Here is a 23429-nt window from a genome sequence, read left to right as displayed (position 1 = left end):
GGCGCCTCCTGCCCCTGGCCCGCGGGAGCGGTCGAGGGGCCATGAACATTTCCAAGGGCGGGAGAACATGACTCCGTTACTCAGGGGCCTCCTGGCCCTGCTCATGGCGCTGCTGGGCGCCGGCGCTCACGCGCTGACGCAGCCCCAGGCGCGCGCCATCGCCGACGGCGACAACGACGCGCGCGTGCAGGCGCTCTCCGAAGCGGTGGCGCAGAACGGCGACGCCGCGCTCGCCGCCTATGTGCAGGCGATGCTCGACGACGCGGTGCGCGTCACGCCCGACCGCGTCTTCATCGTCAAGAAGGACGGCGCCGCCGTGGACGCCGCCACCGGCGCCGCCGCCGCCGCGCCGCTGCCCGACGACGCGCAGGACGTCACCAACAACAACCGCATGCGCCGCGAGCTGCAGGCGGCGCTGGCGGCCCTGAACCTCTTCTCTCCCGACCGCGCTGCGCGCGCCGCCGCCATCAAGGCGCTGGGCGACGAGGCCGACGAATCCCGGCTGCCGCTGCTGGACAAGGCCTACGCCGCCGAGGGCGACCAGAACCTCAAGCAGCAGCTCGGCCTGCTGCGCGCCGCCGTGCTGGTGGCCTCGCCGGAGCGTGAGAAACGCCTGGAGGCGGCGCAGCTGCTGGCCGGCAGCGGCGAGCCCGCCACGCGCGCGCTGCTGATGCAGCGCCTGGACGCCGAGGCCGATCCCGAGCTGCGCACCGTCATCGCCGGCGCCATCAGGCAGATCGAGTCGCGCCTGGCCTGGGGCGAGCGTGCGGGCGTGCTGGTCACCGGCTTCAGCCTGGGCTCGATCCTGCTGCTGGCCGCGCTGGGCCTGGCCATCACCTACGGCCTGATGGGCGTGATCAACATGGCCCACGGCGAGCTGATCATGATCGGCGCCTACGCCACCTACCTGGTGCAGAACGCCTTCCGCGCCTGGCTGCCGGGGCTGTTCGACTACTACATCCTGCTGGCCATCCCCGCCTCCTTCCTCGCCGCCGCGCTGGTGGGCGCGGTGCTCGAGCGGCTGGTGATCCGCTGGCTCTACGGCCGTCCGCTGGAAACGCTGCTGGCCACCTGGGGCATCAGCCTGGTGCTGATGCAGGGCGTGCGCACGCTCTTCGGCGCGCAGAACGTGCCGGTCGAGAACCCCGCGTGGCTCTCCGGCGGCGTGGCGCTGGCGAGCAACCTGACGCTGCCCTACAACCGGCTGGCCATCATCGTGTTCGCGGCGCTGGTGCTCGCCGGCGTGGCGCTGCTGATCTCGAAGACGCGCCTGGGCCTGTTCGTGCGCGGCGTGACGCAGAACCGCCGCATGGCCGCCTGCGTGGGCATCCACACTGCCCGCATCGACACCTGGGCCTTCGCGCTGGGCGCGGGCCTGGCCGGGCTGGCCGGTTGCGCGCTCAGCCAGGTCGGCAACGTCGGCCCGGACCTGGGCCAGGGCTACATCGTGGACAGCTTCATGGTCGTGGTGCTGGGCGGCGTGGGCCAGCTCGCCGGCACCGTGTGGGCCGCGCTGGGGCTGGGCCTGCTCAACAAGCTCCTTGAGGGCTGGGCCGGCGCGGTGCTGGCCAAGATCATGGTGCTGGTCTTCATCGTGGTGTTCATCCAGAAGCGTCCGCAAGGGCTGTTCGCACTCAAGGGGAGAGAGGCATGAGCGCCGTACTTCAAGGGCCGATGGGCCTCACGCCGCGGCGCGGCCTGCTGCTGGGCACGCGCGGCTGGGCCGGCGTGGGCGCGGCGCTGATGGCGGTGCTGGTCATCGTGCCGCTGCTCAACCTGATGCTGCCGGCGGCGCACCCGCTGCACCTGCCGGACCACGTGGTGGCGCTGGTGGGCAAGATCATGTGCTACGCCATCTGCGCGCTGGCGATGGACCTGATCTGGGGCTACACCGGCATCCTGTCGCTGGGCCACGGCCTGTTCTTCGCGCTGGGCGGCTACGGCATGGGCATGTACCTCATGCGCCAGATCGGTCGCGATGGCAACTACAAGAGCGAGCTGCCCGACTTCATGGTGTTCCTGGACTGGAAGGAACTGCCCTGGCACTGGCTGTGGAGCGAGTCGCTGGTGCTGCAGCTCATCCTGGTGCTGGCGGTGCCGGGGCTGCTGGCCTGGGTGTTCGGCTACTTCGCCTTCCGTTCGCGCATCAAGGGCGTGTACTTCTCGATCATCACGCAGGCCCTGACCTACGCCGCGATGCTGCTGTTCTTCCGCAACGAGACCGGCTTCGGCGGCAACAACGGCTTCACCGACTTCAAGCGCATTCTCGACGTGCCCTTGGCGCAGCCCTCGACGCGCATGGTCCTCTTCGTGATGACGGGGCTCACGCTCATCGGCTTCTACCTGATGGCGCGCGCGCTGGTGCACAGCCGCTTTGGCCGCGTGCTGCAGGCCATCCGCGACGCCGAGAGCCGCGTGCGCTTCACGGGCTACGACCCGCTGTCCTACAAGCTCGCGATCTGGACGCTGTCGGCCGTGATGTGCGCCGTGGCCGGGGCGCTGTACGTGCCGCAGGTGGGCATCATCAACCCGGGCGAGATGTCGCCGGCCGCCTCCATCGAGATCGCGGTGTGGGCCGCGGTCGGCGGGCGCGCCACGCTGGTGGGGCCGATCCTGGGCGCCTTCTTCGTCAACGGCGCCAAGAGCTGGTTCACGCAGGCCTTCCCCGAGTACTGGCTGTACTTCCTGGGCGCACTCTTCATTGCCGTGACGCTGTTCATGCCGCAGGGCATCGTGGGCCTCTGGCGCCGCAACAAGAAGGAGGAGCGCGCATGACGCCCGACCTGATGGAAGACCGTGCGCAGGCGCTGGCCGCGCACGAGAAGAAGCGCGCCGCCTCGACCGGCGGCCGCTGGGAAGGCGGCTTCGGCCGACCCATGGCCCACGGCGTGCCCGATTTCGCGCAGGGCGTGGCGCTGTACGTGGAGGACGTGACGGTCAGCTTCGACGGCTTCAAGGCGCTCAACGCGCTGAGCCTGGCCATCGGCGTGGGCGAGCTGCGCTGCATCATCGGCCCCAACGGCGCGGGCAAGACCACGATGATGGACGTCATCACCGGCAAGACCGCGCCCGACCAGGGCAAGGTGCACTTCGGCTCCAACATCGACCTGCTGCGCCTGCGCGAGAACGAGATCGCGCAGATCGGCATCGGGCGCAAGTTCCAGAAGCCCACGGTGTACGAGGAGCTCAGCGTGTTCGAGAACCTGGAGTTGGCGCTCAAGGCCGACCGCCGCGTGCGCGCCAGCCTGTTCTCGCGCCTGGGGGGCGAGCAGCTCGACCGCATCGGCGCCATGCTGGAGCGCATCCACCTGAAGAACGCCGCGCAGCGCCAGGCCGGGCTGCTCTCGCACGGGCAGAAGCAGTGGCTGGAGATCGGCATGCTGCTGATGCAGGACCCGAAGCTGTTGCTGCTCGACGAGCCCGTGGCCGGCATGACGGACGAGGAGACCGAGCGCACGGCGGAGCTGTTCCTGTCGCTGGCCGGCGAGCACTCGCTGATGGTGGTGGAGCACGACATGAAGTTCGTGGACCAGCTCACGCAGGGCCACCGCAAGGTGACGGTGCTGCACGAGGGCCGCGTGCTGGCCGAGGGCCTGCTGTCGCAGGTGCAGAACGACGATCGCGTGGTGGAGGTGTACCTTGGGCGCTGAAGTGATGCTGCAGGTCGAGGGCCTGAACCAGTACTACGGCGGCTCGCACATCCTGCGCAACGTGGCCTTCGAGGCCCGGCGCGGCGAGGTGACGGTGGTGCTGGGCCGCAACGGCGTGGGCAAGACCACGCTGCTGAAAAGTCTCATGGGCGTGGTGCCCGTCAAGAGCGGCAGCGTGAAGCTCGAAGGGCAGGACGTCTCGCGCGCCGCGCCCTACGAGCGCGTGCGCGCCGGCATGGGCTACGTGCCGCAGGGCCGTGAGATCTTCGGCCGGCTCACGGTGGAGGAGAACCTGCGCATGGGCCTGGCCAAGCTGCCGGGCCGCACGCCCATCCCCGAGGAGCTGTACGAGCTGTTCCCGGTGCTCAAGCAGATGCTGGGCCGCCGGGGCGGCGACCTCTCGGGCGGGCAGCAGCAGCAGCTGGCCATCGCGCGGGCGCTGGCGGGCAAGCCCAAGCTGCTGATCCTGGACGAGCCGACCGAGGGCATCCAGCCCAGCATCATCAAGGACATCGGTCGCGTGATCCGGCGCCTGGCCGAGCGCGGCGACATGGCGATCCTGCTGGTGGAGCAGTACTACGATTTCGCCGCGGAGCTGGCCGACCAGTACCTGGTGATGGAGCGCGGCGAGGTCGTGGCCCGCGGCGCCGGGCGCGACATGGAAGCCAACGGGGTGCGGGGGCTGGTGGCGATCTGAAACCCGGCTCCGTCCGCCGGGGCCCGCCGCGCGGGGCTCCGGCCTGGAATGGGCCTGGCCTGCCGGTGCGCCCGCACCTGCGCCCGTGAAGGCGGGCATCCACGCTTCTTCCTCAATCCCCTGCCGGTTCCGACACAGGGCCGGCGCCCCTATGGTTCAGGTAGACAGTTCAGCAGCTGGCGTGGGTGCCCGCCTTCCCGGGTGCGTTTCGTGAGGGACAGCGTTGAAGAAGCCCGCCTGCCGGTCACGGTGGCGGGCTTTTCGCATGGCGGCGCTCAGGTGCCGAGCGGGCGGATCACGCGGCAGGGGTTGCCCGCGGCGAACACGCCTTCGGGCACGTCGCGCGTGACGACGCTGCCGGCGCCGATGACGGCGCGCGAGCCGATGTGCACGCCCGGCAGGATGATGGCGCCGCCGCCCACCCACACGTCGTCGCCGATCTCCACCGGGGTGCCGTACTCCTGCTGGCGGCGCAGCGTGGCGTCCAGCGGGTGCATGGCGGTGTAGATCTGCACGGCGGGGCCGAAGAGCGTGAAGTGCCCGATGCGCACGCGGCACACGTCCAGCACCACGCAGTTGAAGTTGAAGAACACGCTCTCGCCGAGTTCGATGTTGACGCCGTAGTCGCACTGGAAGGGCGGCTGCATGCGCACCGTGTCGCCGCCGGTGCCCAGGAGCTGCTCCAGGATGCGCCGGCGCACGTGGCCCTGCGTCTCGCGCGTGATGTTGAGCGCCTGGCACAGGTCGCGGGCGCGCTCGCGCATGGCGGTGAGCTGCGCATCCAGCGGGTCGTAAAGCTCGCCGGCGAGCATCTTGTCGAGCTCGGTAGTCATGGGGCGGTCCCGGGGCAGTGGTGGTTCGGGCTGTGCATCGACGCGTTGCCGGCAACCGCCGCGCCCGCGCCCGCGGGCACCGGGGCTTGTCCTCAGGCCGCCAGCAGCTCCTCGATCCGCCCGCGAAGGTCTTCCGGCGACAGCAGCGCCTCGGCCGCCAGCGGCACGCCCACGGCCAGCTCCACGCGGTTGAAGAGGCCGCGGCGCAGCGGGCGGCTCATCAGCCCCTTGCCGTCGATGCGCGAGAACGAGGAACCCCACAGGTTGTGCAGCGCCAGCGGCACCACCGGCACGGGATGCGTGCGCAGGATCTTCATCACGCCGCCCTTGAAGGGCTGCAGCTGCCCGTCACGGGTGATGGCGCCCTCGGGAAAGATGCCCACCAGGTCTCCCTCGTCCAGCGCGCGGCAGGCGGCTTCGAAGGCGCGCTCGTAGGCCTCGGGGTCCTCGCGCTGCGGCGCGATCGGAATCGCCTTGGCCAGCCGGAACAGCCAGCCCAGCAGCGGCGTGGCGAAGATGCGGTGGTCCATCAGGAAGCGGATCGGCCGCGGGCTGGCCGCGGCGATCAGCAGCGCATCGACGTAGCTCACGTGGTTGCAGGCCAGCAGCGCCGCGCCGGTGGTGGGGATGTGGTCCTCACCCTGCACGCGGAAGCGGTAGACGGCGTGCGTGACGATCCAGGACGCGAAGCGCAGCAGGTACTCGGGCACCAGCAGGAAGATGTAGAGCGCCACTACCGCGTTGGCCAGGCCCGTGAGCAGGAAGATCTGCGGCACGTCCAGCCCGGCCTGCAGCAGCGCGCCGGCGATCAGGCTGCTGGCGATCATGAACAGGGCGTTGAGGATGTTGTTGGCCGCGATGATCCGCGCCCGGTGCGTGGGCTGCGCGCGCATCTGCACCAGCGCGTACATGGGCACGCTGTAGAGCCCGACGCACAGCGCCAGCGCGCCCAGGTCCGCCAGCACGCGCCAGTTCGCCGGCAACGACAGGAAGGCGCCCACGCCCTGCATGCCCGCCGCCGCCGGCAGCGCGCGCACGGCGAAGAACAGCTCGACGGCGAACACGCTCATGCCGATGGCGCCCAGCGGCACCAGGCCGATCTCCACCTGGCGCCGCGACAGCCGCTCGCACAGCAGCGAGCCGCTGCCCACGCCCACCGAGAACACCACCAGCAGCAGCGAGGCCACGTGCTCGTCGCCGCGCAGCACCTCGCGCGCGAAGGACGGGAACTGGCTCAGGAACACGGCGCCGAAGAACCACATCCACGAGATGCCCAGCAGCGAGCGGAACACCACCAGGTTGCCGTGCGCCAGGCGCAGGTTGCGCCAGGTCTCGCTGACCGGGTTCCAGTTCATGCGCAGGCCCGGGTCGCTGGCGGGCGAGGGCGGCAGGCGCTGCGCGCTCCAGCGGCCCAGCAGCGCCAGCACGACGCAGGCCGCCGCGGCGAGCTGCGCGCCCCGGCCGGGCAGCGCGATCAGCAGCCCGCCCGCGACGTTGCCCAGCAGGATGGCGACGAAGGTGCCCATCTCCACCAGCCCGTTGCCGCCGGTGAGCTCGTGCGTGTCCAGGTGCTGCGGCAGGTAGGCGTACTTCACCGGGCCGAAGAGCGTGGAGTGCAGCCCCATCAGGAACACGCAGCCCAGCAGCAGCGGCACCAGCTGCAGCACGAAGCCCGCGGCGCCCAGCGCCATGATGGCGATCTCCAGCGTCTTGACCGCGCGCATGAGCGAGCGCTTGTCGTGGCGGTCGGCGAGCTGGCCGGCGGTGGCCGAGAACAGCAGGAAGGGCAGGATGAACAGCGCCCCGATCACCAGCCCGGCCAGCGCCGGCGGCAGCCACGCCAGCTGCAGCTGGTACGTCACCAGCACCGTCAGCGCGAACTTGAACAGGTTGTCGTTGAGCGCGCCCAGGAACTGCGTCCAGAAGAAGGGCGCGAAGCGGCGCTGGCGCAGCAGGGCGAACTGGCTGTCGGGGTGCATGGAGCAGGCCTTCCTCGCGTGGCGGTACCGACAGGATTACGCATGCTTACAGGGGGCGCCATTGGCGCGGGCCCGAGCCCCCGGCCTGATTCAGCTCAGGTGCGCCACACCCGCGGTGCGCAAGCCGGCATCTGCCAGGCGGCCTCGCGCCAGCGCGCCCACAGCTGCTGCATCAGCCGCTGCGCCGGCTCCACGCGCTCGGCCAGCATGCGCAGCACCACCACGCGCGGCGAGGGGCTGGTGACGCCGGCGCAGGGCTCGCCCTCGCACAGCGCGCGGCCGGCTTCCAGCAGCGCCTCGCGCAGCGCCGCGGGCAGCGGCTGTGCGCTGGCGAACCACAGCGTGCCCAGCACCCGGCGCCCGGCCCAGCCCAGCGGGCTGTCCAGCAGCCGCGTGTCGGCGGCCTCGATGCGGCCGCGCTCCAGCCACAGCCCCGGCAGCTCCAGGTGCTGCAGGAAGCTGCCGCGCCGCCAGGGGTCGTTCGCGGCGGGCAGGCCCAGCGCGACCACGTCCCAGCCGATCATCTGCGCCGCGTCCTGCAGCTCGAAGCGCAAGTGGTTCTCGGCGCGGCAGGCGTCGTGGGCAATCGCCTCCAGCGGCATCCACTCCAGCCGCGCGTCGCCCTGCAGCGTGGCCTGCACGCGCTGCAGCGCCGTCTCGCCCAGGCTGCGGTAGAAGCGCGTGGCGCCGGGCGTGGTCAGCAGCGCATGGCTGCCGGGCTCCAGCTGCAGCGACAGGTGCAGCTCGTCGCCGCCGGCCACGCCGCCGGGCGGATGCACCAGCACGTGGTGGCACACGCGCGGGCCTTCCGGGTAGAGCCGCTGCAGCACCCGCAGCGGGCCCTCGTGGCGGTCCAGCGCGACGGTGCGCTCGTTGTCGCGGAAATAGCGGATCGAGAGTTCTGCGTGCCAGGCCATGCGGCGTACGGCGGCCGCGGCGGGCCGGGCGTTACAACGGGAAGCCGCCAGTGTCGCAGAGGGCCGCGGCGCTCCCCGTGCCACGCGCAGCGACCACCGGCACCGGCAAGGCCGCCAGAAGTGACGGTAAGTCCTTACCGCACGCGCCACCCTTTGCAGCCGATGTTGCCGGCTTGCGTTCCAGGTACGCATGGCCGCCTTTCCTCTGGGTCTCGGGCACGGTCCGCCGCACGGTTATGCCAGGTACCGGGCAGACGGCCATCCTGGGCACGCCAAGGGCGGTCTGCAGGGTGACTTGGGGCTTGCATCGCTTCTGCATCGGAATGCACCACGTATGGGCACGGGCATTGCCCGAGATTCCGCCGAGTCATCGCCCAAGGGACGCTACCGCCGATGAAATCCACACCCACCCCCTCCGAGCCCGCCGGCTCCGCCGTTCACCCCGACGATCCGGACGCGCCTTCCACCCGGCAAGAGGAAACGCGCAGCTTCCTGTTCCTGACCGTCGTGACGGCGCCCGTGCTGGCGGTGGTCACGGTGGCGGGCTGGGGCTTCGTCGTGTGGATGTACCAGATGCTGTCCGGGAAGCTGCCGGGGTACACGCCGTGACGGCCCCCGGGGAGCGCGAGCTGCACATCGCCGGCGTTCTGGTGCAGGCCCGTCCCGAGGCCGTGGCGCGGCTGCGCCAGGACATCGCCGCGCTGCCCGGCACCACGCTGGGGCAGTGGGCCGAGGACGGGCGGCTGGTGGCCGTGCTCGAACACGAGGGCGCGGATGGCGTGCTGCAGTCGCTGTCGGCGCTGCGGGACCTGCCCGGGGTGCTCAACGTGGCGCTGGTGTACCAGCACGCCGAGCCCTGGGCCGCGATGCAACAACCCATGACGTGATGCACACGGAGCCGCGCATGTCCATTCCCGTTCCCATTCCTGTTGTCGAAGCCCCGCGCGAGGGCGCGCCCGAGGCGCCGGACTGCGGCTGCACGCGGCGCGAGTTCGTGCGCGCCAGCGCCGCGGCCAGCGCCGCGCTGGCCGCGGGGCTGCCGCTGGACGCGGCGGCGCAGAACGTCGTCACCGACGCCTCGCGCACGCAGCTCAAGTGGTCCAAGGCGCCGTGCCGCTTCTGCGGTGTCGGTTGCGGCGTCAACGTGGCCGTCAAGGAAGGGCGTGTGGTCGCCACCCATGGCGACCCCAACGCCGAGGTCAACCGCGGCATCAACTGCGTCAAGGGCTACTTCCTGTCCAAGATCATGTACGGCGAGGACCGGCTCACGCAGCCCATGCTGCGCATGAAGGACGGCCGCTACGCCAAGGACGGCGAGTTCCAGCCCGTGAGCTGGGACGTGGCCTTCGACACCATGGCCGCGCAGTTCAAGCGCGTGCTCAAGGAAAAGGGCCCCACCAGCATCGGCATGTTCGGCTCGGGGCAGTGGACGGTCTGGGAGGGCTACGCCGCCTCCAAGATGATGAAGGCGGGCTTCCGCTCCAACAACCTCGACCCCAACGCGCGCCACTGCATGGCCTCGGCCGTGGCGGGCTTCATGCGCACCTTCGGCATGGACGAGCCCATGGGCTGCTACGACGACATCGAGCAGGCCGACGCCTTCGTGCTGTGGGGCTCCAACATGGCGGAGATGCACCCCATCCTGTGGACGCGCATCACCGACCGGCGCCTCTCCGCGCCGCACGTCCGGGTGGCCACGCTGTCGGTGTACGAGCACCGCTGCTACGACCTCTCCGACCTCACGCTCACCTTCCGCCCGCAGACCGACCTGGCGATCCTCAACTACATCGCCAACTACATCATCCAGAACAAGGCCGTGAACCGCGAGTTCGTGGATCGCCACACGCGCTTCATGACGGGCAACACCGACATCGGCTACGGCCTGCGCCCCAACCATCCGCTGCAGCAGAAGGCCAAGCACTGGGCCGATGCCGGCGCGGGCCAGGCCTCGAACTTCGACGAGTACGCGCGCTTCGTCAGCACCTACACGCTGGACTACACGGCCAAGCTCACCAACGTGCCGCGCGATCGGCTGGAGGCGCTGGCGCGGCTGTATGCCGACCCGAAGGTCAAGGTGATGTCCCTCTTCACCATGGGCTTCAACCAGCACACGCGCGGCACCTGGTGCTCGCACCTGCTCTACAACCTGCACCTGCTCACCGGCAAGATCAGCACCCCGGGCAACAGCCCCTTCTCGCTCACCGGCCAGCCCTCGGCCTGCGGCACCGCGCGCGAGGTGGGCACCTTCAGCCACCGGCTGCCCGCGGACATGGTGGTGACCAACCCCAAGCACCGCGCCGAGGCCGAGCACATCTGGCAGTTGCCCGAAGGCACCATTCCCGACAAGCCCGGCTACCACGCGGTGCTGCAGAGCCGCATGCTCAAGGACGGCAAGCTCAACGCCTACTGGGTGATGGCCAACAACAACATGCAGGCCGGGCCCAACGTGGTGCAGGAGATCTACCCGGGCTTCCGCAACCCGGACAACTTCGTGGTGGTGTCCGACCCCTATCCCACGGTGTCCACCATGGCCGCGGACCTGATCCTGCCCACGGCCATGTGGGTGGAGAAGGAGGGCGCCTACGGCAACGCCGAGCGCCGCACGCAGTTCTGGCACCAGCTGGTCAAGCCGCCGGGGCAGGCGCGCTCGGACCTGTGGCAGATCATGGAGTTCACCAAGCGCTTCCGCATGGAAGAGGTCTGGAGCCCGGAGCTGCTGGCGGCCAAGCCGCAGTGGCGCGGCAAGACGCTGCACGACCTGGTGTTCCGCAACGGCGCGGTGGACCGCTTCCCGCTGGCCGAGATGGAAGCCGGCTACGACAACGACGACGCGCGCTCGGCCGGCTTCTACGTGCAGAAGGGGCTGTTCGAGGAGTACGCGCAGTTCGGCCGCGGCCACGGGCACGACCTCGCGCCCTTCGACACGTACCACAAGGTCACGGGCCTGCGCTGGCCGGTGGTGGACGGCAAGGAGACGCGCTGGCGCTACCGCGAGGGCACCGATCCCTACGTCAAGGCCGGCGAGGGCTTCCGCTTCTACGGCAACCCCGACGGCAAGGCCGTGCTGTGGGCGCTGCCCTACGAGCCCGCGGCCGAGGAGCCCGACAAGGACTTCCCGTACTGGCTGTGCACGGGCCGGGTGCTGGAGCACTGGCACACCGGCACCATGACGCGGCGCGTGCCCGAGCTCTACCGGGCGTTTCCCAACGCCGTGTGCTTCATGCACCCGGAGGACGCGCGCGCGCTGGGCGTGCGCCGCGGCGAAATCGTGGAGCTCACGTCCCGGCGCGGCAGCATGCGCACCCGCGTGGAGACGCGCGGGCGCAACAAGCCGCCGCGCGGGCTGGTGTTCGTGCCCTTCTTCGACGCCAGCCAGCTCATCAACAAGGTCACGCTGGACGCCACCTGCCCGATCTCGCTGCAGACGGACTACAAGAAGTGCGCCGTGGCCATCCGCAAGGCCGGCGGGCTGCCGCCGCAGGGAGGCACGGTATGAAGCTCAAGCAAGCCCTCGGGATCGTGCTGGGCCTGGGCGCCGCCGCGGTGGCCGGCGTGGCGCTGGCGGTGGACATGACCGACCGCATGCGCGGCGCGCCCATCATGGACACCACCCCGCCGCCGCCGCTGGTGAACTCCGACAACTCCGACATCCGGCGCGTGCGCAACTACGCCATGCAGCCGCCGGTGATCCCGCACAAGATCGACAACTACCAGCTCGACAAGAGCGCCAACCGCTGCATGTTCTGCCACGCGCGCGCGCAGACGGGCAGCAGCGGCGCGCCGCCCATCAGCGTCACGCACTACCAGGACCGCCAGGGCAACTTCCTGGCCGACATCTCGCCGCGGCGCTACTTCTGCACCCAGTGCCACGTGCCGCAGGCCGATCTCAAGCCGCTGGTGAACAACCGCTTCGTGGACGTGGACCAGCTCGTGCGCGGCGACCAGCAACAGCAGCAGCGCCAGGGCACCGGCGCGCCGCGGCGCTGAGCGCCGAAGAAAGGGTCGCCCATGCTGCGTGGTCCCATCAACCTGCTGCGCCGCTACTGGAAGGTGCTGCGCATGCCCAGCCGCTACTACAGCCTGGGCTTCCTGACCGTGGGCGGCTTCGTCGCCGGCGTGATCTTCTGGGGCGGCTTCAACACCGCGCTGGAGCTCACCAACACCGAGAAGTTCTGCACCGGCTGCCACGAGATGCGCGACAACGTCTACCAGGAGCTGCAGGGCACCATCCACTTCACCAACCGCTCGGGCGTGCGCGCCAAGTGCAGCGACTGCCACGTGCCGCACAACTGGACCAACAAGATGGCGCGCAAGATGCAGGCGTCCAAGGAGGTCTGGGGCAAGGTCTTCGGCACCATCGACACGCCGGAGAAGTTCGCCGCCATGCGCCGCACGCTGGCCGAGCACGAGTGGGAGCGTCTCAAGGCCAACAACTCGCTGGAGTGCCGCAACTGCCACCAGTTCGAGTCCATGGACTTCACGCGCCAGAGCCCGCGCGCCACCGCCGCGCACAGCACCGAGCTGGCCAGCGGGCAGAAGACCTGCATCGACTGCCACAAGGGCATCGCGCACAAGCTGCCCGACATGTCCGGCGTGGAGACGGTGCGCTAGGCGCCGGCCGCATGCTGCACGTGACCGACCTGCAGCTCGTGCGCGGCGGCCGGCTGCTGTGCCAGGGCTTCGACCTGGTCCTGCGCCCGGGGCAGGCGCTGCTGGTGGAGGGCGCCAACGGCACGGGCAAGACCACGCTGCTGCGCAGCCTGGCCGGGCTGCAGCCGCTGCACGCGCGGCAGCTGCGCTGGCAGGCGCTCAACGGCGGCCCGGCGCGCGAGGCGATGTGCCGCGAGGCCTGCTACGTCGGCCACCGCGACGGCCTGCACGAGGCGCTCGATGCCGTGCAGAACCTGGACCACCTGCTGCGCCTGGGCGGCGAGGCGCTGGCCGAGTCGCGCATCGAGCAGGCGCTGCAGGGCGCGGGGCTGGACGCGCTGGCGCGCGTGCCGCTGCGGCGGCTGTCGCAGGGCCAGCGCCGGCGCGTGGCGCTCACGCGGCTGGTGCTCACCCGGCGGCGGCTGTGGCTGCTCGACGAACCGCTGACGGCGCTGGACGAGGCCGCGCGGCTGGATTTCACCGTGCGCCTGGCGCTGCACCTGGAGCGCGGCGGCGTGGCCCTCATCAGCACCCATGACTCATGGCCTTCCTCGACACCCTCGCTGACCCGGCTGCACCTGGGCGCCGAAGTCACCCTGGCGGCCTGAGCGCCACCACGGCCGGCACCGCCGCGGCGCTGCTCACCAGCCTGCGGCGCGAGCTGCGGCTGCTGCTGCGCGAGCGCTTCGACGCGCTGGCGGCGCTGGGCTTCTTCACGCTGGTGCTGGCGCTGCTGCCGCTGGCGCTGGGCGGCGAGCTGCCCCTGCTGCGCCGGGTGGCGCCGGCGGCGGCGTGGACGGCCGCGCTGCTGGCCGTGCTGCTGGGCAGCCTGCGCCTGTTCCAGGCCGACCTGGCCAACGGCGTGCTGGAGCAGCAGCTGCTCGCGCCGGCGCCGCTGGCGGTACTGGGCGGGCGGCTGCTGGGACACGGGCTGGCCTGCGCGCTGCTGCTGCCCGCCAGCGGGCTGCTGCTGCCGTTCTACGGCCTGGAGGCGGCGCGCTGGCCGGCGCTGGCGCTGTCGCTGCTGCTGGGCCTACCCACGCTGGCGATGCTGTGCGCGCTGGGCGCGGCGCTGACGCTGGGCTCGCGCGGCGGCGGGATGCTGCTGGCGCTGCTGGTGCTGCCGCTGGCGGTCCCGGTGCTGCTGCTGGGCATCGGCACGGCGCAGGGCGAGCCGGCCGCGCCCTGGCTGCTGGGCGCGCTGCTGGCCGCTGCGCTGGCGCTGCTGCCCTGGACCACGCTGGCGGCCCTGCGCATGGGCCTGGATTAGCCGGAGGAGCAAACACATGGTCATGCCTTCCGCCTCCTTTCCGGGCTCGCCGCGTGGCGCGGTGCCGGCCTGGGCACCCTGGCGCCGCCTGGCCTCGCCGCCGGCCTTCGAGGCCTGGGTGGCGCGCTGGTGGGGGCCGCTGGCGCTGCTGGGCGTGCCGCCCGCGCTGCTGGGGCTGTGGTTCGCGTTCTTCGTCGCGCCGGCCGACGCGCGGCAGGGCGAGTCGGTGCGGCTGCTGGCGCTGCACGTGGCGTCGGCCTGGATGTCGCTGTGGCTCTACGCGGTGATGGCCTACTGGTCGGCCGTGGCGCTGGTGTGGCGTGGCCGGGTGGCCTCGGCGCTGGCGCAGGGCCTGGCGCCTACGGGCGCGCTGTTCTGCGCCCTGGCGCTGCTCAGCGGCGCGCTGTGGGGCCGGCCCACCTGGGGTACCTGGTGGGCCTGGGACGCGCGGCTGGCCTCACAGCTGCTGCTGCTGTTCCTGTACCTGGGCGTGATCGGGCTGCGCGCGGCCTTCGACGACGAGCGGCGGGCGGCGCGGCTGGCCGCCCTGCTGGCGCTGGTGGGCGCGGTGAACCTGCCCGTCATCTGGTTCTCGGTGCACTGGTGGAACACGCTGCACCAGGGCGCCACGCTCACGCCGCGCGGCGCGGCCATGGAGCCCAGCCAGCTGGCCGCGCTGGTGTTCATGACGCTGGCCGCCTGGGCCTACGCCGCGGCCATGGCGCTGCTGCGCGCGCGCTGCATCCTGGCCGAGCAGCGCGCCGCGCCACCGAGGCCGCGGCCGACCGTGGGGGCGTGGCGATGAGCGCCTCCGCACGGCCGCTCCGAAGGAGGCGCTCCGTCCCGCTTGGCGGGACCGCGCGCAGCGCGAGGGTGCACCCATGAACATCGACTGGGCACTGCTGTGGGACATGGGCGGCTACGGCGCCTATGTCTGGACCGGCTGGGGCGTGGCGCTGGTGGCGCTGGGTGGCGAGTTCTTCGCCCTGTGGCGGCGCAGCCGGCGCCTGCCGCCGCCCGGGCAGCCGCGGGAGCCGCGCCGATGACGCCGCGCCGGCGTCGCGCGGTTGCCGTGGCCGCCGTGGTGGCACTGCTGGCGCTAGCCGTGGCGCTGGTGCTCGGGGCGCTGCGGCAGAACCTGAACTTCTTCCTTGGCCCCGGCGAGCTGCTGCAGCAGCGGCCCGATCCGCAGCAGCGCCTGCGCCTGGGCGGCGTGGTGGAGGCGGGCTCGATACGGCGCGATCCCGGCAGCCTGACGGTGCACTTCGTGGTGGCCGACGGCGCGAGCCGCGTGCCGGTGCGCTACAGCGGGCTGCTGCCCGACCTCTTCGGCGAAGGTCAGGGCGTGGTGGCGGGCGGGCGGCTCGGCCGCGACGGCGTGTTCGATGCGCACGAGGTGCTGGCCAAGCATGACGAGAACTACAGGCCGCCCACCGGGGAATCCCGGCCGGCGTGGGTGAAGCCGTGATCCCGGAGCTGGCGCACTTCGCCGCCATCCTGGCGCTTTGGGTCGCGCTGCTGCAGGCGCTGCTGCCGCTGCGCGCGCTGGCGCGCGGCGCGGCGGCCCCCGTGGTGCTTGCCGTGGACGGCGGCGCGGCGCTGGCCGCGGGCACGTCCCCCGCGGGCGAGGCCGGGATGTTGGCGCAACCGCTGCTGCGCCTGGCGCGCCGCTGCGCGGCGGCGAGCTGCGCGCTGCTGGCGCTGTCGCTGCTGGGCCTAGCCTGGAGCTTCGTCGCGCTGGATTTTTCCGTGCGCTACGTGGCCGAGCATTCGCACTCCACGCTGCCGCTGGCCTACCGCATCGCCGCCGTGTGGGGCAGCCACGAGGGCTCGATGCTGCTGTGGCTGCTGGTGCTGTCGCTGTGGGGTGCGGCGGTGGCGCGCTTCAGCCGCAGCCTGCCCGAAGGCTTCGCGCTGCGGCTGCTGGGCGCCATGGGCCTGCTGGTGGCCGCCTTCGGCCTCTACGTGCTGCTGGCCTCGTCCCCGTTCACGCGGCTGGTGCCGCCGCCGCCCGATGGCGGTGACCTCAACGCGCTGCTGCAGGACCCGGCCATGGTGCTGCACCCGCCGGCGCTGTACCTGGGCTATGTCGGCTTCGCCGTGCCCTTCGCCTTCGCGCTGGCGGTGCTGTGGGAGCGCGAGCTGCGTCCCGAGTGGGCGCGCTGGCTGCGGCCTTGGGTGCTGGCGAGCTGGGCCTTGCTGAGCCTGGGCATCGGCCTGGGCAGCGCCTGGGCCTACTACGTCCTGGGTTGGGGCGGCTGGTGGTTCTGGGACCCGGTGGAGAACGCCGCGCTGCTGCCCTGGCTCGTCGGCACGGCGCTGCTGCACGTGCTGGCGCTGGCACAGCGCCGCGGCGGGCAGACGGGCGCGGTGCTGCTGCTGTGCATCGCCGGCTTCGCGCTGGCGCTCATCGGCACCTTCATCGTGCGCTCGGGCGTGGTGACCTCGGTGCACGCCTTCGCCACCGACCCGCGGCGCGGCCTGTTCATCCTGGCGCTGATCGTCGCCCTGGTCGGCGGGGCGCTGACGCTGTGGGCGCTGCGCCCACCGCGCGGCACGGGCACGGCGGCGCACGCAGCGCTGTCGCGCGAGACGCTGCTGCTGGTGAACCTGCTGCTGCTGGCGGTGGCCGCGGCTTCGGTGCTGCTGGCCACGCTGTACCCGATGGCCCTGGAGGCCCTGGGCGGTGCGCGCATCTCCGTGGGCGCGCCGTACTTCGAGGCGGTGATGGTCCCGCTGCTGGCGCCGGCGGTGTTCCTGATGGGCGCGGCGCCCTTCGCCGCCTGGGGCCGCGCCGAGGCGCTGCCGCTGGCGCGCCGGCTGCGCTGGGCGGCGGCGGCCAGCGCGCTGGCGGCCCTGGCCGCGATGGCGCTGCTGGGCCACTGGAGCCCGCTGTTCGGCCTGGGCCTGTGGCTGGCGGGCTGGGTCTTCGCCACCACGCTGCAGCAGGCGCTGCGCCAGCCGCGCGCGGGCCGTGCCGCCTGGGGCATGCGGCTGGCGCACCTGGGCGTGGGCGTGTTCGTGCTGGGCGTGTGCGCGGTCAAGGGCCTGGAGATCGAGCGCGAGCTGCCCATGGCCGTGGGCGAGAGCACCACGCTGGGCCCGTACCGCGTCGAATTGCAAGCAGTGCAGCCGCTGCAGGGCGTGAACCACGACGGCGTGCAGGCCCGCGTGGCGGTGTGGCGCGAGGACGGCACGCCGGTGGCGCAACTGGCGCCGCAGCGCCGCGCCTTCCGCGCCCAGGACCAGACCCTGGCCGTGCCGGCGATAGACCGCGGCCCCTGGCGCGATCTCTACGTGGCGCTCGGCGACCCGCTGGGCGCCGGCCGCTGGGCGTTGCGGCTGCAACTCAAGCCGATGGTGAACTGGATCTGGGCCGGCGTGCTGCTGATGGCGCTGGGCGGTGCGCTGTCGGCGCTGGACCGCCAGCGGCGTCCGCGCGCCGCGCCGGACCAACAAGGGGTGGAGTCGGCCGCGCGGCGCCGGCCGTCGTGATCCGCCACTGCGAGGGAGCTTTCCATGGCCGTACCGTCACCCGTCCGCCACCGGCGCGAATCCATTCCCTCGGGAACAGCCGGCCGCTGGCGCGCGCTGCTGCCGCTGTCCCTGCTGCTGGCGCTGGTGCTGCTGCTGGCGCACGGCCTGCAGCGCGACCCGCGCGCGCTCCCTTCGGCGCTGGTGGGCCGGCCCGCGCCGGTCTTCGAGCTGCCCAGGCTGGAGGCGCCCGATGAGCTGCTGGCCAGCGGCGCGCTGCAGGGGCAGCCGTGGGTGCTCAACGTCTGGGCCTCGTGGTGCGGACCATGCCGCGAGGAGCTGCCGCAATTGCAGCAGCTCGCCGCGCGCGGGGTGACGGTGGTTGGCCTCAACTACAAGGACCAGCCCGCGGCGGCGCGCGACTGGCTGCGCGGCGCCGGCAGTGCTCCCTTCAAGACCAACGTGCAGGACGCCGATGGTCGCGCCGCGCTGGACTGGGGCGTCAGCGGCGTGCCGGAGACCTTCGTGATCGACGCCCAGGGCATCGTGCGCTGGCGCTTTGCCGGGGCGCTCACGCCGCAGGTGCTGCAGCGCGAGTTCTGGCCGCTGTGGAAGGGGCTGCAGCGGTGAGGCGCGCCATCGTGCTCGTCTGGGCGGCGCTGGCCTTCGGCCTGGCCGGCGCGGCACCCTTGCCGGCCGAACAGGAGGCACGCGCGCACCGCCTGGCGCAGTCGCTTCGCTGCCCGGTGTGCCAGAACCAGACCCTGGCCGAGTCCAGCGCCCCGGTGGCGCTGGACTTGCGCGAGCAGATCCAGGCGCAGGTGGCGGCCGGGCGCAGCGACGACGAGGTGCGGGCCTTCATGGTCCAGCGCTTCGGCAATTTCGTGCTTTACGAGCCGCCCCGCACGCCGCAGACGCTGCTGCTGTGGCTCGGCCCGTTCATCCTGCTGGGCGGCGGGGGACTGGTGCTGTGGCGGCGCCTGCGCGCCGGGCCGGCGGCCGGGGATGCCGCATCGCAAGCCGGGGAGGGCGCCTGATGTCGCCGCTGTTGGGTTTCTGGCTGGCCGCGGGCGTGCTGGGCGTGGCGGTCACGCTGCTGGTGCTGCAGCCCGTGGCGGGGCGGGCCGGACGCTGGTGGCCGCGCGCGCTCGCGGCGCTGCTGCTGCCGCTGGCGGCCGTGCTGAGCTATGCGCGGTTGGGGGCACCACAGGCCATCGGCCGCGACACGGCGCCGCCGCACCGGCTGGCTGAGGCTGACATGGAAGGCATGGTGCAGCGCCTGTCCACGCGCCTGCTGGCGCAGCCCGGGGACCTGCCCGGCTGGTTCACGCTGGCGCGCTCGCTGGAGGTGCTGGAACGCTGGGACGAGGCCGCCGCCGCCTGGCGCCAGGCGCTGCGGCTGGCGCCCGAGGACGCGGATCTGCTGGCCGACGCGGCCGATGCCATTGCCACCGTGCAGCGCGGCTCGCTGGAGGGGGAGCCCGTGGCGCTGGTGGAACGGGCGCTGCGGGCGGATGCGAAGCATCCCAAGGCCCTGGCCCTGGCCGCCACGGCGGCGCAGCGCGCCGGCCGTCGCGACGAGGCGGTGGCGCTGTGGGAGCGGCTGCTGGCGCAACTGCCGGCCGATACGGAGGCTGCGCAGCGGGTGCGCGACAGCCTGGAGCAGGCGCGGGGGCCGCGGCCTTGAGGCCGCAGCCGAGGCGCCTGCCGCTCAGTCTCAGTACGACTCGGCCGGACCCTTGTAGACACGGCCCATGTGGCTGTTCTCGCCCGGGTCGAGGCGGCGCACGCCGTCCGCGTCGTTGAAGATCCAGCGGTCGCTGCGCATGGCGCGGTCGCGGTCGGAAGCCACTTCCGCGCGGCTGGCCGGGCCGGCGGTGGTGCTGCCGTCGTAGGCACGGCCGGCGGCGCCACTGCCGGTGGTCATGGCGCTGCTGCCGCTGTCGTAGGTCGTCGTGGTGCCCTGGGCACCGCCCATCGTGCCGCTGCCGGTGGTCTGGGCGTTGCTGCCGCTGCCGTAGGTCGTGGTGCTGCCCTGGGTGCTGTCGCTCGTGGTGCCGCTGCCCGTGGCCGCGCCCATCGTGCCGCTGCCGGTCGTGCTGCCCATCGTGCCGCTGCCCGTGGTGGCGCCTTGCGTGCCGGTGGCAACGTCGCCGGCCATGCCGTCGGAGGTGCCGCTGCCCGCAGCGCGCTGTGCCGCGTCACGGCCGCTGTTGCCGCTGTCGTAGCTCTGGCTGCTGCGGTCCAGGCTGCTGCCGGCCGTCGCGCTGCCGTCGTCCCGGGCGGTGCCCGAGCCCGTCATGCCCGTGCTGGGCGTGGCCGACATGCCGGTCGCACCGGACGAGCCCATGCCCTGGCTTTGTGCCATGACGCCGGTGGAACCGAGGGCGGCGACGATCAGGGCGGCGAGAACGGATTTCTTCATGGTCTTGCTCCTTTGGGTCAGCCCGTCCTCGTGGCGCCGGCGAACCGCGGCCCCACGTCCCAACACCTGCGTCACGCAGGTCGTGGACGGGCAGTGATCTCTATGGGCAAACGACGGGCCCCGGCCCCGCCGGCAGGCCGGTGAAGGGCGTCAGGGACGGCGCCAGAAATCGCGGTGCAGCGCCGCGATTTCCTCCTGGAGCGCCGGCACCGGGCCCGTGACGGCGATGGGCTTCTGGCCGCGCGCGAAGACCTCGCGGCAGGGCAGGTCCAGGGTGGGGTTTTCGGGGTGCGCGCCGGTGAGCTGCAGCAGCTCGGCCTCGCTCAGGCCGTAGAGCAGGCCGCCGATGTGGGCCCAGTACTGCGTGCCGGCGCACATGGCGCAGGGCTCCACGGTGGTGACCAGGGTGCAGCCCCAGAGGAAGCCGGGGTCGAAGCGCTCGGCCGCCTCGCGCGCGAGCACGGCCTCGGCGTGATTGACGCTGTCCACGTTGCCCTGCTCCATCAGCACCGCGCCATCGGGCCCGGCCAGCAGCGCGCCGAAGGGGTGATGGCCGCGCGCCAGCGCATGCCGGGCGATGTCGTTGGCGCGGCGCAGGAGCGAAAGGGCCAGGTCGGGGGCGAGGGGGTGCGTCATGGGCGGATTCTGCGCAGGGCGCACGCTGGTTCCTGGATCAACCTTGCCCGCGATGCGCCCAGGCCGTCGTGCGCTTCTCCACCACGGCGAAGAACTCGTACATCACCATGGCCATCAGGCCCACGGCCAGCAGGCCGGCGAAGGCCAGGCCCATCTGCATCGAGCTGCCCGCCGACACCAGCAGGTAGCCGATGCCCTCGTTGGCCGCGGTCATCTCGCTCACCGTGGTGCCCACGAAGGCCAGCGTGATCGCCACCTTCAGCGAGCCGTAGAAGTAGGGCAGCGAGCGCGGCAGGCCCACCTTGAGCAGCACGTCGCGGCGCTTGGCGCCCAGCACGCGCAGCACGTCCTCCAGCTCCGGCTCCAGCGTCGCCAGCCCGGTGGCGATGTTCACCATGATCGGGAAGAAGCTGATCAGGAAGGCCGTGAGCACCGCCGGCCCCACGCCGATGCCGAACCACACCACCAGGATCGGCACGAAGGCCGCCTTGGGCAGCGCGTTGAAGCCCGTCATCAGCGGGTACATCGCGTTGTAGGCCAGCTTGGAGCTGCCCATGAGCGCGCCCAGCAGCACGCCCACCACGATGGCGATGGCAAAGCCCACCATCGTCACCCAGAAGGTGCGCCAGGCGTGCGAGAGGATGGCGGCATGGTGCTCCCACGCCTGCTGCGCGATGCGCAGCGGGCTGGGGAAGACGAATTCGCTCACGTCGAAAGCCGCGCACAGCAGCTGCCACAGCAGCAGCGTGGCGATCATCAGCAGCCATGGGGCGGCGGCCTGGAGTTTCTTGTCCATCTCGGGTCCCGTTTCTTTTTCCCGTTCGCCCTGAGCTTGTCGAAGGGCCTGCAGGCTTGCTGACCAACAGGGCTTCGACAGGCTCAGCCCGAACGGAACAACTTCAGTTCGAAAAGAGAACTGGGCTCACTGCGCCAGCGCCACGCCGCTCTTGCGCATGGCGCCGATGTGTCCGCGCAGCTCGTGCACGATGTCGGTGAAGGCCGGCGTGTAGGTCACTTCCAGGTCGCGCGGGCGCGGCAGCTCGATCTCGCGCCGCACCACGAAGCGGCCCGGGCTCTTGCTCATCACGTACACCGTGTCGGCCAGGAACACGCTCTCGCGCAGGTCGTGCGTGACCAGGATCACGTTGAAGCCGCGCGCGGCCTGCAGGTCGCGCAGCGTGCACCACAGCTCCTCGCGCGTGAACGCGTCCAGCGCGCCGAAGGGCTCGTCCAGCAGCAGCATGCGCGGCTCGTGGATGAGCGCACGGCAGATGCTCGCGCGCTGCTGCATGCCCCCGGACAGTTGCCAGGGAAACTTGTCCTCGTAGCCGGAGAGGCCCACGCCGGCGAGCAGCGCGCGCGCCTTCTCCACGTACTGGGCGCGCTTGGCGCGGAAGCTGGAGCGCCAGGGCTCCACGATCTCCAGCGGCAGCAGCACGTTCTCCAGCGTGGTGCGCCAGGGCAGCAGGCTCGGCGCCTGGAAGGCCATGCCGGTGATCTTCAGCGGCCCGGTCACCTCTTGGCCGTCGATGATCACCGTGCCCTTGCTGGGCCGGCGCAAGCCCGTGGCCAGCTTCATGAAGGTGCTCTTGCCGCAGCCCGAGGGGCCGACGATGGCGATGAACTCGCCCTGGCGCGCCTGCAGCGAGATGTCCTCGACCGCGAACTGGCCCTGGGCCAGCAGCGCGTCGTTGTAGGCCAGCCAGACCTGGTGGAAGTCGACGAAGGGCTTCACTTCTTGGCCGCGGCGAAGATGTTGCGCTCGGCCGCCGCGGGCAGGAAGCCGCCGTTCCACACCGCCGTGGCGTTGACGCGCTCCTTGGTGGCGTACGCATCCGAGACCTGGCTGGCCATCAGCGTCAGGCGCGCCGGGTTGACCTCGCCGAAGCCCTCGGCCTTGGCATCGGGCGTGAGCACCGTCTGGTCCATCGCCAGCTTCAGCCGGCGCAGCTCCAGCGCCTCGTTGATGATGCCGTCGCGCTGCTTGACGAAGCCGATGGCCGCCTGCGGGTCGGCGATCACGTCCTTCATGCCGCGCGAGAAGGCGCGCAGGAAGGCTTTGACGGCCTCGGGGTTCTTCTTCAGGAAGTCCTCGCCCGCGATGATCGCGTTGCCGTAGAGCTTCACGCCGTGGGTGGCGTAGGGAAGGATCACGACGTCCTCGGTCTTGACGCCGCGCGCCTCCAGGTTCAGCAGCGAGGTGAAGCTGAAGCCGGTGATGGCGTCGATGTCGCCGCGCACCAGCATCGTCTCGCGCAGCGGCGGGTCCATGCTGGTCCAGGCCACGTTCTGCACCTGGTTGGCCTTGGCGAAGATCGGCCAGCCGCGGCGGCCCGCGTCGAACACCGGCGCGCCCAGCTTCTTGTTGCTGAGGTCCGCCGGCGCCTTGATGCCGCTCTTCTTGAGCGCCAGCACCGCGGCGGGCGTGTTGTTGTAGACCATCATCACCGCCACCGGCTTGTTCGGCGCCGTGGGGTTGTTGGCGTGGAACTCCATCAGCGCCGCGAGGTCGGCGAAGCCCATGTCGTAGCTGCCCGAGGCCACGCGCGTGACGGCGGCCCCCGAGCCGTTGCCGGCATCCACGCTGACGTTGAGCTTCTCGGCCTTGAAGTAGCCCTTGGCCACCGGGGTCAGGAACAGGGCCGCGGGACCCTCGAAACGCCAGTCGAGCTGGAAGCGGATGTCGCGCTCCTGCGCCATCGCCGGGGCGGCAACGGCGGCGGCCAGGGCCACACCGGCCAGGCGCGACAGGAGGAGGCGGCGGGAAGAGGACGGGATCATGAGGGCTCCGGTATGCGATCGTGTATGCAATCGCATGAACCGTGCCATTGGCCGCGTGCCGCGGCCGCTCCCGGGCGGCGCGGGGCGTGGATGCCCCGGCGCGGTCCGCCGCGCACC

At 71.8% G+C, this 23429-nt stretch carries 26 protein-coding genes; 18 read left to right on the top strand and 8 right to left on the bottom strand.

Annotated elements, in window-relative coordinates; all coding sequences use genetic code 11:
- Positions 1 to 67 precede the first annotated feature (67 nt).
- From urtB to urtE, 4 genes are read left to right on the top strand one after another with little or no spacing between them, the layout of a single operon-like run.
- Positions 68 to 1654 carry an urea ABC transporter permease subunit UrtB gene (gene urtB, locus H537_RS0100255; protein ID WP_028996297.1) on the top strand — a complete coding sequence of 529 codons (1587 nt, stop codon included), beginning with the start codon at positions 68 to 70 and terminating at the stop codon, positions 1652 to 1654.
- Positions 1651 to 2775: an urea ABC transporter permease subunit UrtC gene (gene urtC, locus H537_RS0100250; RefSeq protein ID WP_028996296.1), complete on the top strand. Its 1125-nt coding sequence runs from the start codon at positions 1651 to 1653 to the stop codon at positions 2773 to 2775. The genes urtB and urtC overlap by 4 nt, the downstream gene beginning before the upstream one ends.
- Entirely contained in the window at positions 2772 to 3650 is an 879-nt protein-coding gene (urtD, locus tag H537_RS0100245; RefSeq protein WP_028996295.1) for an urea ABC transporter ATP-binding protein UrtD, read from the top strand. Before urtC ends, urtD begins: the two co-directional genes overlap by 4 nt.
- A 4-nt stretch (positions 3651 to 3654) precedes the next feature.
- Positions 3655 to 4347, top strand: a complete 693-nt coding sequence (gene urtE / locus H537_RS0100240; RefSeq protein ID WP_028996294.1) for an urea ABC transporter ATP-binding subunit UrtE — start codon at positions 3655 to 3657, stop codon at positions 4345 to 4347.
- Between the two features lie 275 nt (positions 4348 to 4622).
- Here the strand turns inward: urtE and H537_RS0100235 are convergent, their stop codons facing one another.
- From H537_RS0100235 to H537_RS0100225, 3 genes are all read right to left on the bottom strand, one after another.
- Positions 4623 to 5180, bottom strand: a complete 558-nt coding sequence (locus tag H537_RS0100235; RefSeq protein ID WP_028996293.1) for a sugar O-acetyltransferase — start codon at positions 5178 to 5180, stop codon at positions 4623 to 4625.
- Positions 5181 to 5272: 92 nt separating this feature from the next.
- A complete protein-coding gene (locus H537_RS0100230; protein WP_028996292.1) occupies positions 5273 to 7159 on the bottom strand; it encodes an MFS transporter in 1887 nt (628 codons plus the stop codon).
- A gap of 95 nt (positions 7160 to 7254) precedes the next feature.
- The gene (locus tag H537_RS0100225; protein ID WP_028996291.1) at positions 7255 to 8076 is read right to left on the bottom strand and encodes an urease accessory protein UreD; all 822 of its coding nucleotides are present in this window, start codon (positions 8074 to 8076) and stop codon (positions 7255 to 7257) included.
- Positions 8077 to 8469: 393 nt separating this feature from the next.
- Here H537_RS0100225 and H537_RS40230 point away from each other — a divergent pair, with 393 nt between their 5' ends.
- The 14 genes from H537_RS40230 to H537_RS40200 all read left to right on the top strand — a co-directional run bounded on the left by H537_RS40230 (position 8470) and on the right by H537_RS40200 (position 19157).
- Entirely contained in the window at positions 8470 to 8685 is a 216-nt protein-coding gene (locus tag H537_RS40230) for a periplasmic nitrate reductase, NapE protein (protein WP_051241413.1), read from the top strand.
- Positions 8682 to 8963: a chaperone NapD gene (locus H537_RS0100215; protein ID WP_028996290.1), complete on the top strand. Its 282-nt coding sequence runs from the start codon at positions 8682 to 8684 to the stop codon at positions 8961 to 8963. Before H537_RS40230 ends, H537_RS0100215 begins: the two co-directional genes overlap by 4 nt.
- 17 nt (positions 8964 to 8980) lie before the next feature.
- Positions 8981 to 11572, top strand: a complete 2592-nt coding sequence (gene napA, locus H537_RS40225; RefSeq protein WP_084150269.1) for a periplasmic nitrate reductase subunit alpha — start codon at positions 8981 to 8983, stop codon at positions 11570 to 11572.
- On the top strand, positions 11569 to 12063 hold the full coding sequence (locus H537_RS0100205; RefSeq protein WP_028996289.1) for a nitrate reductase cytochrome c-type subunit: 495 nt from the start codon (positions 11569 to 11571) through the stop codon (positions 12061 to 12063). The genes napA and H537_RS0100205 overlap by 4 nt, the downstream gene beginning before the upstream one ends.
- 21 nt (positions 12064 to 12084) lie before the next feature.
- A complete protein-coding gene (locus tag H537_RS0100200) occupies positions 12085 to 12687 on the top strand; it encodes a cytochrome c3 family protein (RefSeq protein WP_043457940.1) in 603 nt (200 codons plus the stop codon).
- Between the two features lie 11 nt (positions 12688 to 12698).
- The gene (gene ccmA / locus H537_RS0100195) at positions 12699 to 13334 is read left to right on the top strand and encodes a heme ABC exporter ATP-binding protein CcmA (protein WP_028996287.1); all 636 of its coding nucleotides are present in this window, start codon (positions 12699 to 12701) and stop codon (positions 13332 to 13334) included.
- Positions 13268 to 13996: a heme exporter protein CcmB gene (locus H537_RS0100190; protein WP_084150233.1), complete on the top strand. Its 729-nt coding sequence runs from the start codon at positions 13268 to 13270 to the stop codon at positions 13994 to 13996. The genes ccmA and H537_RS0100190 overlap by 67 nt, the downstream gene beginning before the upstream one ends.
- Before the next feature lie 16 nt (positions 13997 to 14012).
- Entirely contained in the window at positions 14013 to 14801 is a 789-nt protein-coding gene (ccmC, locus tag H537_RS40220) for a heme ABC transporter permease CcmC (protein ID WP_051241411.1), read from the top strand.
- 76 nt (positions 14802 to 14877) lie between these two features.
- Entirely contained in the window at positions 14878 to 15042 is a 165-nt protein-coding gene (gene ccmD / locus H537_RS50265; RefSeq protein WP_064735872.1) for a heme exporter protein CcmD, read from the top strand.
- Entirely contained in the window at positions 15039 to 15464 is a 426-nt protein-coding gene (ccmE, locus tag H537_RS40215) for a cytochrome c maturation protein CcmE (RefSeq protein ID WP_051241410.1), read from the top strand. Before ccmD ends, ccmE begins: the two co-directional genes overlap by 4 nt.
- Positions 15449 to 17491, top strand: coding sequence for a heme lyase CcmF/NrfE family subunit (locus H537_RS40210; RefSeq protein ID WP_238446566.1), 2043 nt, complete (start codon positions 15449 to 15451; stop codon positions 17489 to 17491). Before ccmE ends, H537_RS40210 begins: the two co-directional genes overlap by 16 nt.
- Positions 17492 to 17515: 24 nt before the next feature.
- Positions 17516 to 18100, top strand: a complete 585-nt coding sequence (locus H537_RS0100165; RefSeq protein WP_084150231.1) for a DsbE family thiol:disulfide interchange protein — start codon at positions 17516 to 17518, stop codon at positions 18098 to 18100.
- On the top strand, positions 18097 to 18507 hold the full coding sequence (locus tag H537_RS40205) for a cytochrome c-type biogenesis protein (protein ID WP_051241409.1): 411 nt from the start codon (positions 18097 to 18099) through the stop codon (positions 18505 to 18507). The genes H537_RS0100165 and H537_RS40205 overlap by 4 nt, the downstream gene beginning before the upstream one ends.
- The gene (locus tag H537_RS40200; protein ID WP_051241407.1) at positions 18507 to 19157 is read left to right on the top strand and encodes a tetratricopeptide repeat protein; all 651 of its coding nucleotides are present in this window, start codon (positions 18507 to 18509) and stop codon (positions 19155 to 19157) included. Before H537_RS40205 ends, H537_RS40200 begins: the two co-directional genes overlap by 1 nt.
- 30 nt (positions 19158 to 19187) lie before the next feature.
- Here H537_RS40200 and H537_RS0100150 read toward each other — a convergent pair whose 3' ends face one another.
- The 5 genes from H537_RS0100150 to H537_RS0100130 all read right to left on the bottom strand — a co-directional run bounded on the left by H537_RS0100150 (position 19188) and on the right by H537_RS0100130 (position 23312).
- Entirely contained in the window at positions 19188 to 19895 is a 708-nt protein-coding gene (locus H537_RS0100150) for a hypothetical protein (protein ID WP_028996284.1), read from the bottom strand.
- A gap of 150 nt (positions 19896 to 20045) precedes the next feature.
- Positions 20046 to 20531: a nucleoside deaminase gene (locus H537_RS0100145; RefSeq protein ID WP_051241405.1), complete on the bottom strand. Its 486-nt coding sequence runs from the start codon at positions 20529 to 20531 to the stop codon at positions 20046 to 20048.
- 37 nt (positions 20532 to 20568) lie between these two features.
- Positions 20569 to 21327, bottom strand: a complete 759-nt coding sequence (locus H537_RS0100140; RefSeq protein ID WP_028996282.1) for an ABC transporter permease — start codon at positions 21325 to 21327, stop codon at positions 20569 to 20571.
- A 126-nt stretch (positions 21328 to 21453) separates the two neighbouring features.
- Positions 21454 to 22266: an ABC transporter ATP-binding protein gene (locus H537_RS0100135; protein ID WP_028996281.1), complete on the bottom strand. Its 813-nt coding sequence runs from the start codon at positions 22264 to 22266 to the stop codon at positions 21454 to 21456.
- Complete coding sequence (locus tag H537_RS0100130; RefSeq protein ID WP_028996280.1) at positions 22263 to 23312, bottom strand: ABC transporter substrate-binding protein; 1050 nt, start codon at positions 23310 to 23312, stop codon at positions 22263 to 22265. The genes H537_RS0100135 and H537_RS0100130 overlap by 4 nt, the downstream gene beginning before the upstream one ends.
- Between the last annotated feature and the right edge of the window lie 117 nt (positions 23313 to 23429).

Source organism: Azohydromonas australica DSM 1124, from assembly GCF_000430725.1.
In the GTDB taxonomy this organism is placed as follows: Bacteria; Pseudomonadota; Gammaproteobacteria; order Burkholderiales; family Burkholderiaceae_C; genus Azohydromonas; species Azohydromonas australica.
Note: the sequence above shows the minus strand (reverse complement) of the source record. Positions and strands in the feature narration are given on the sequence as shown.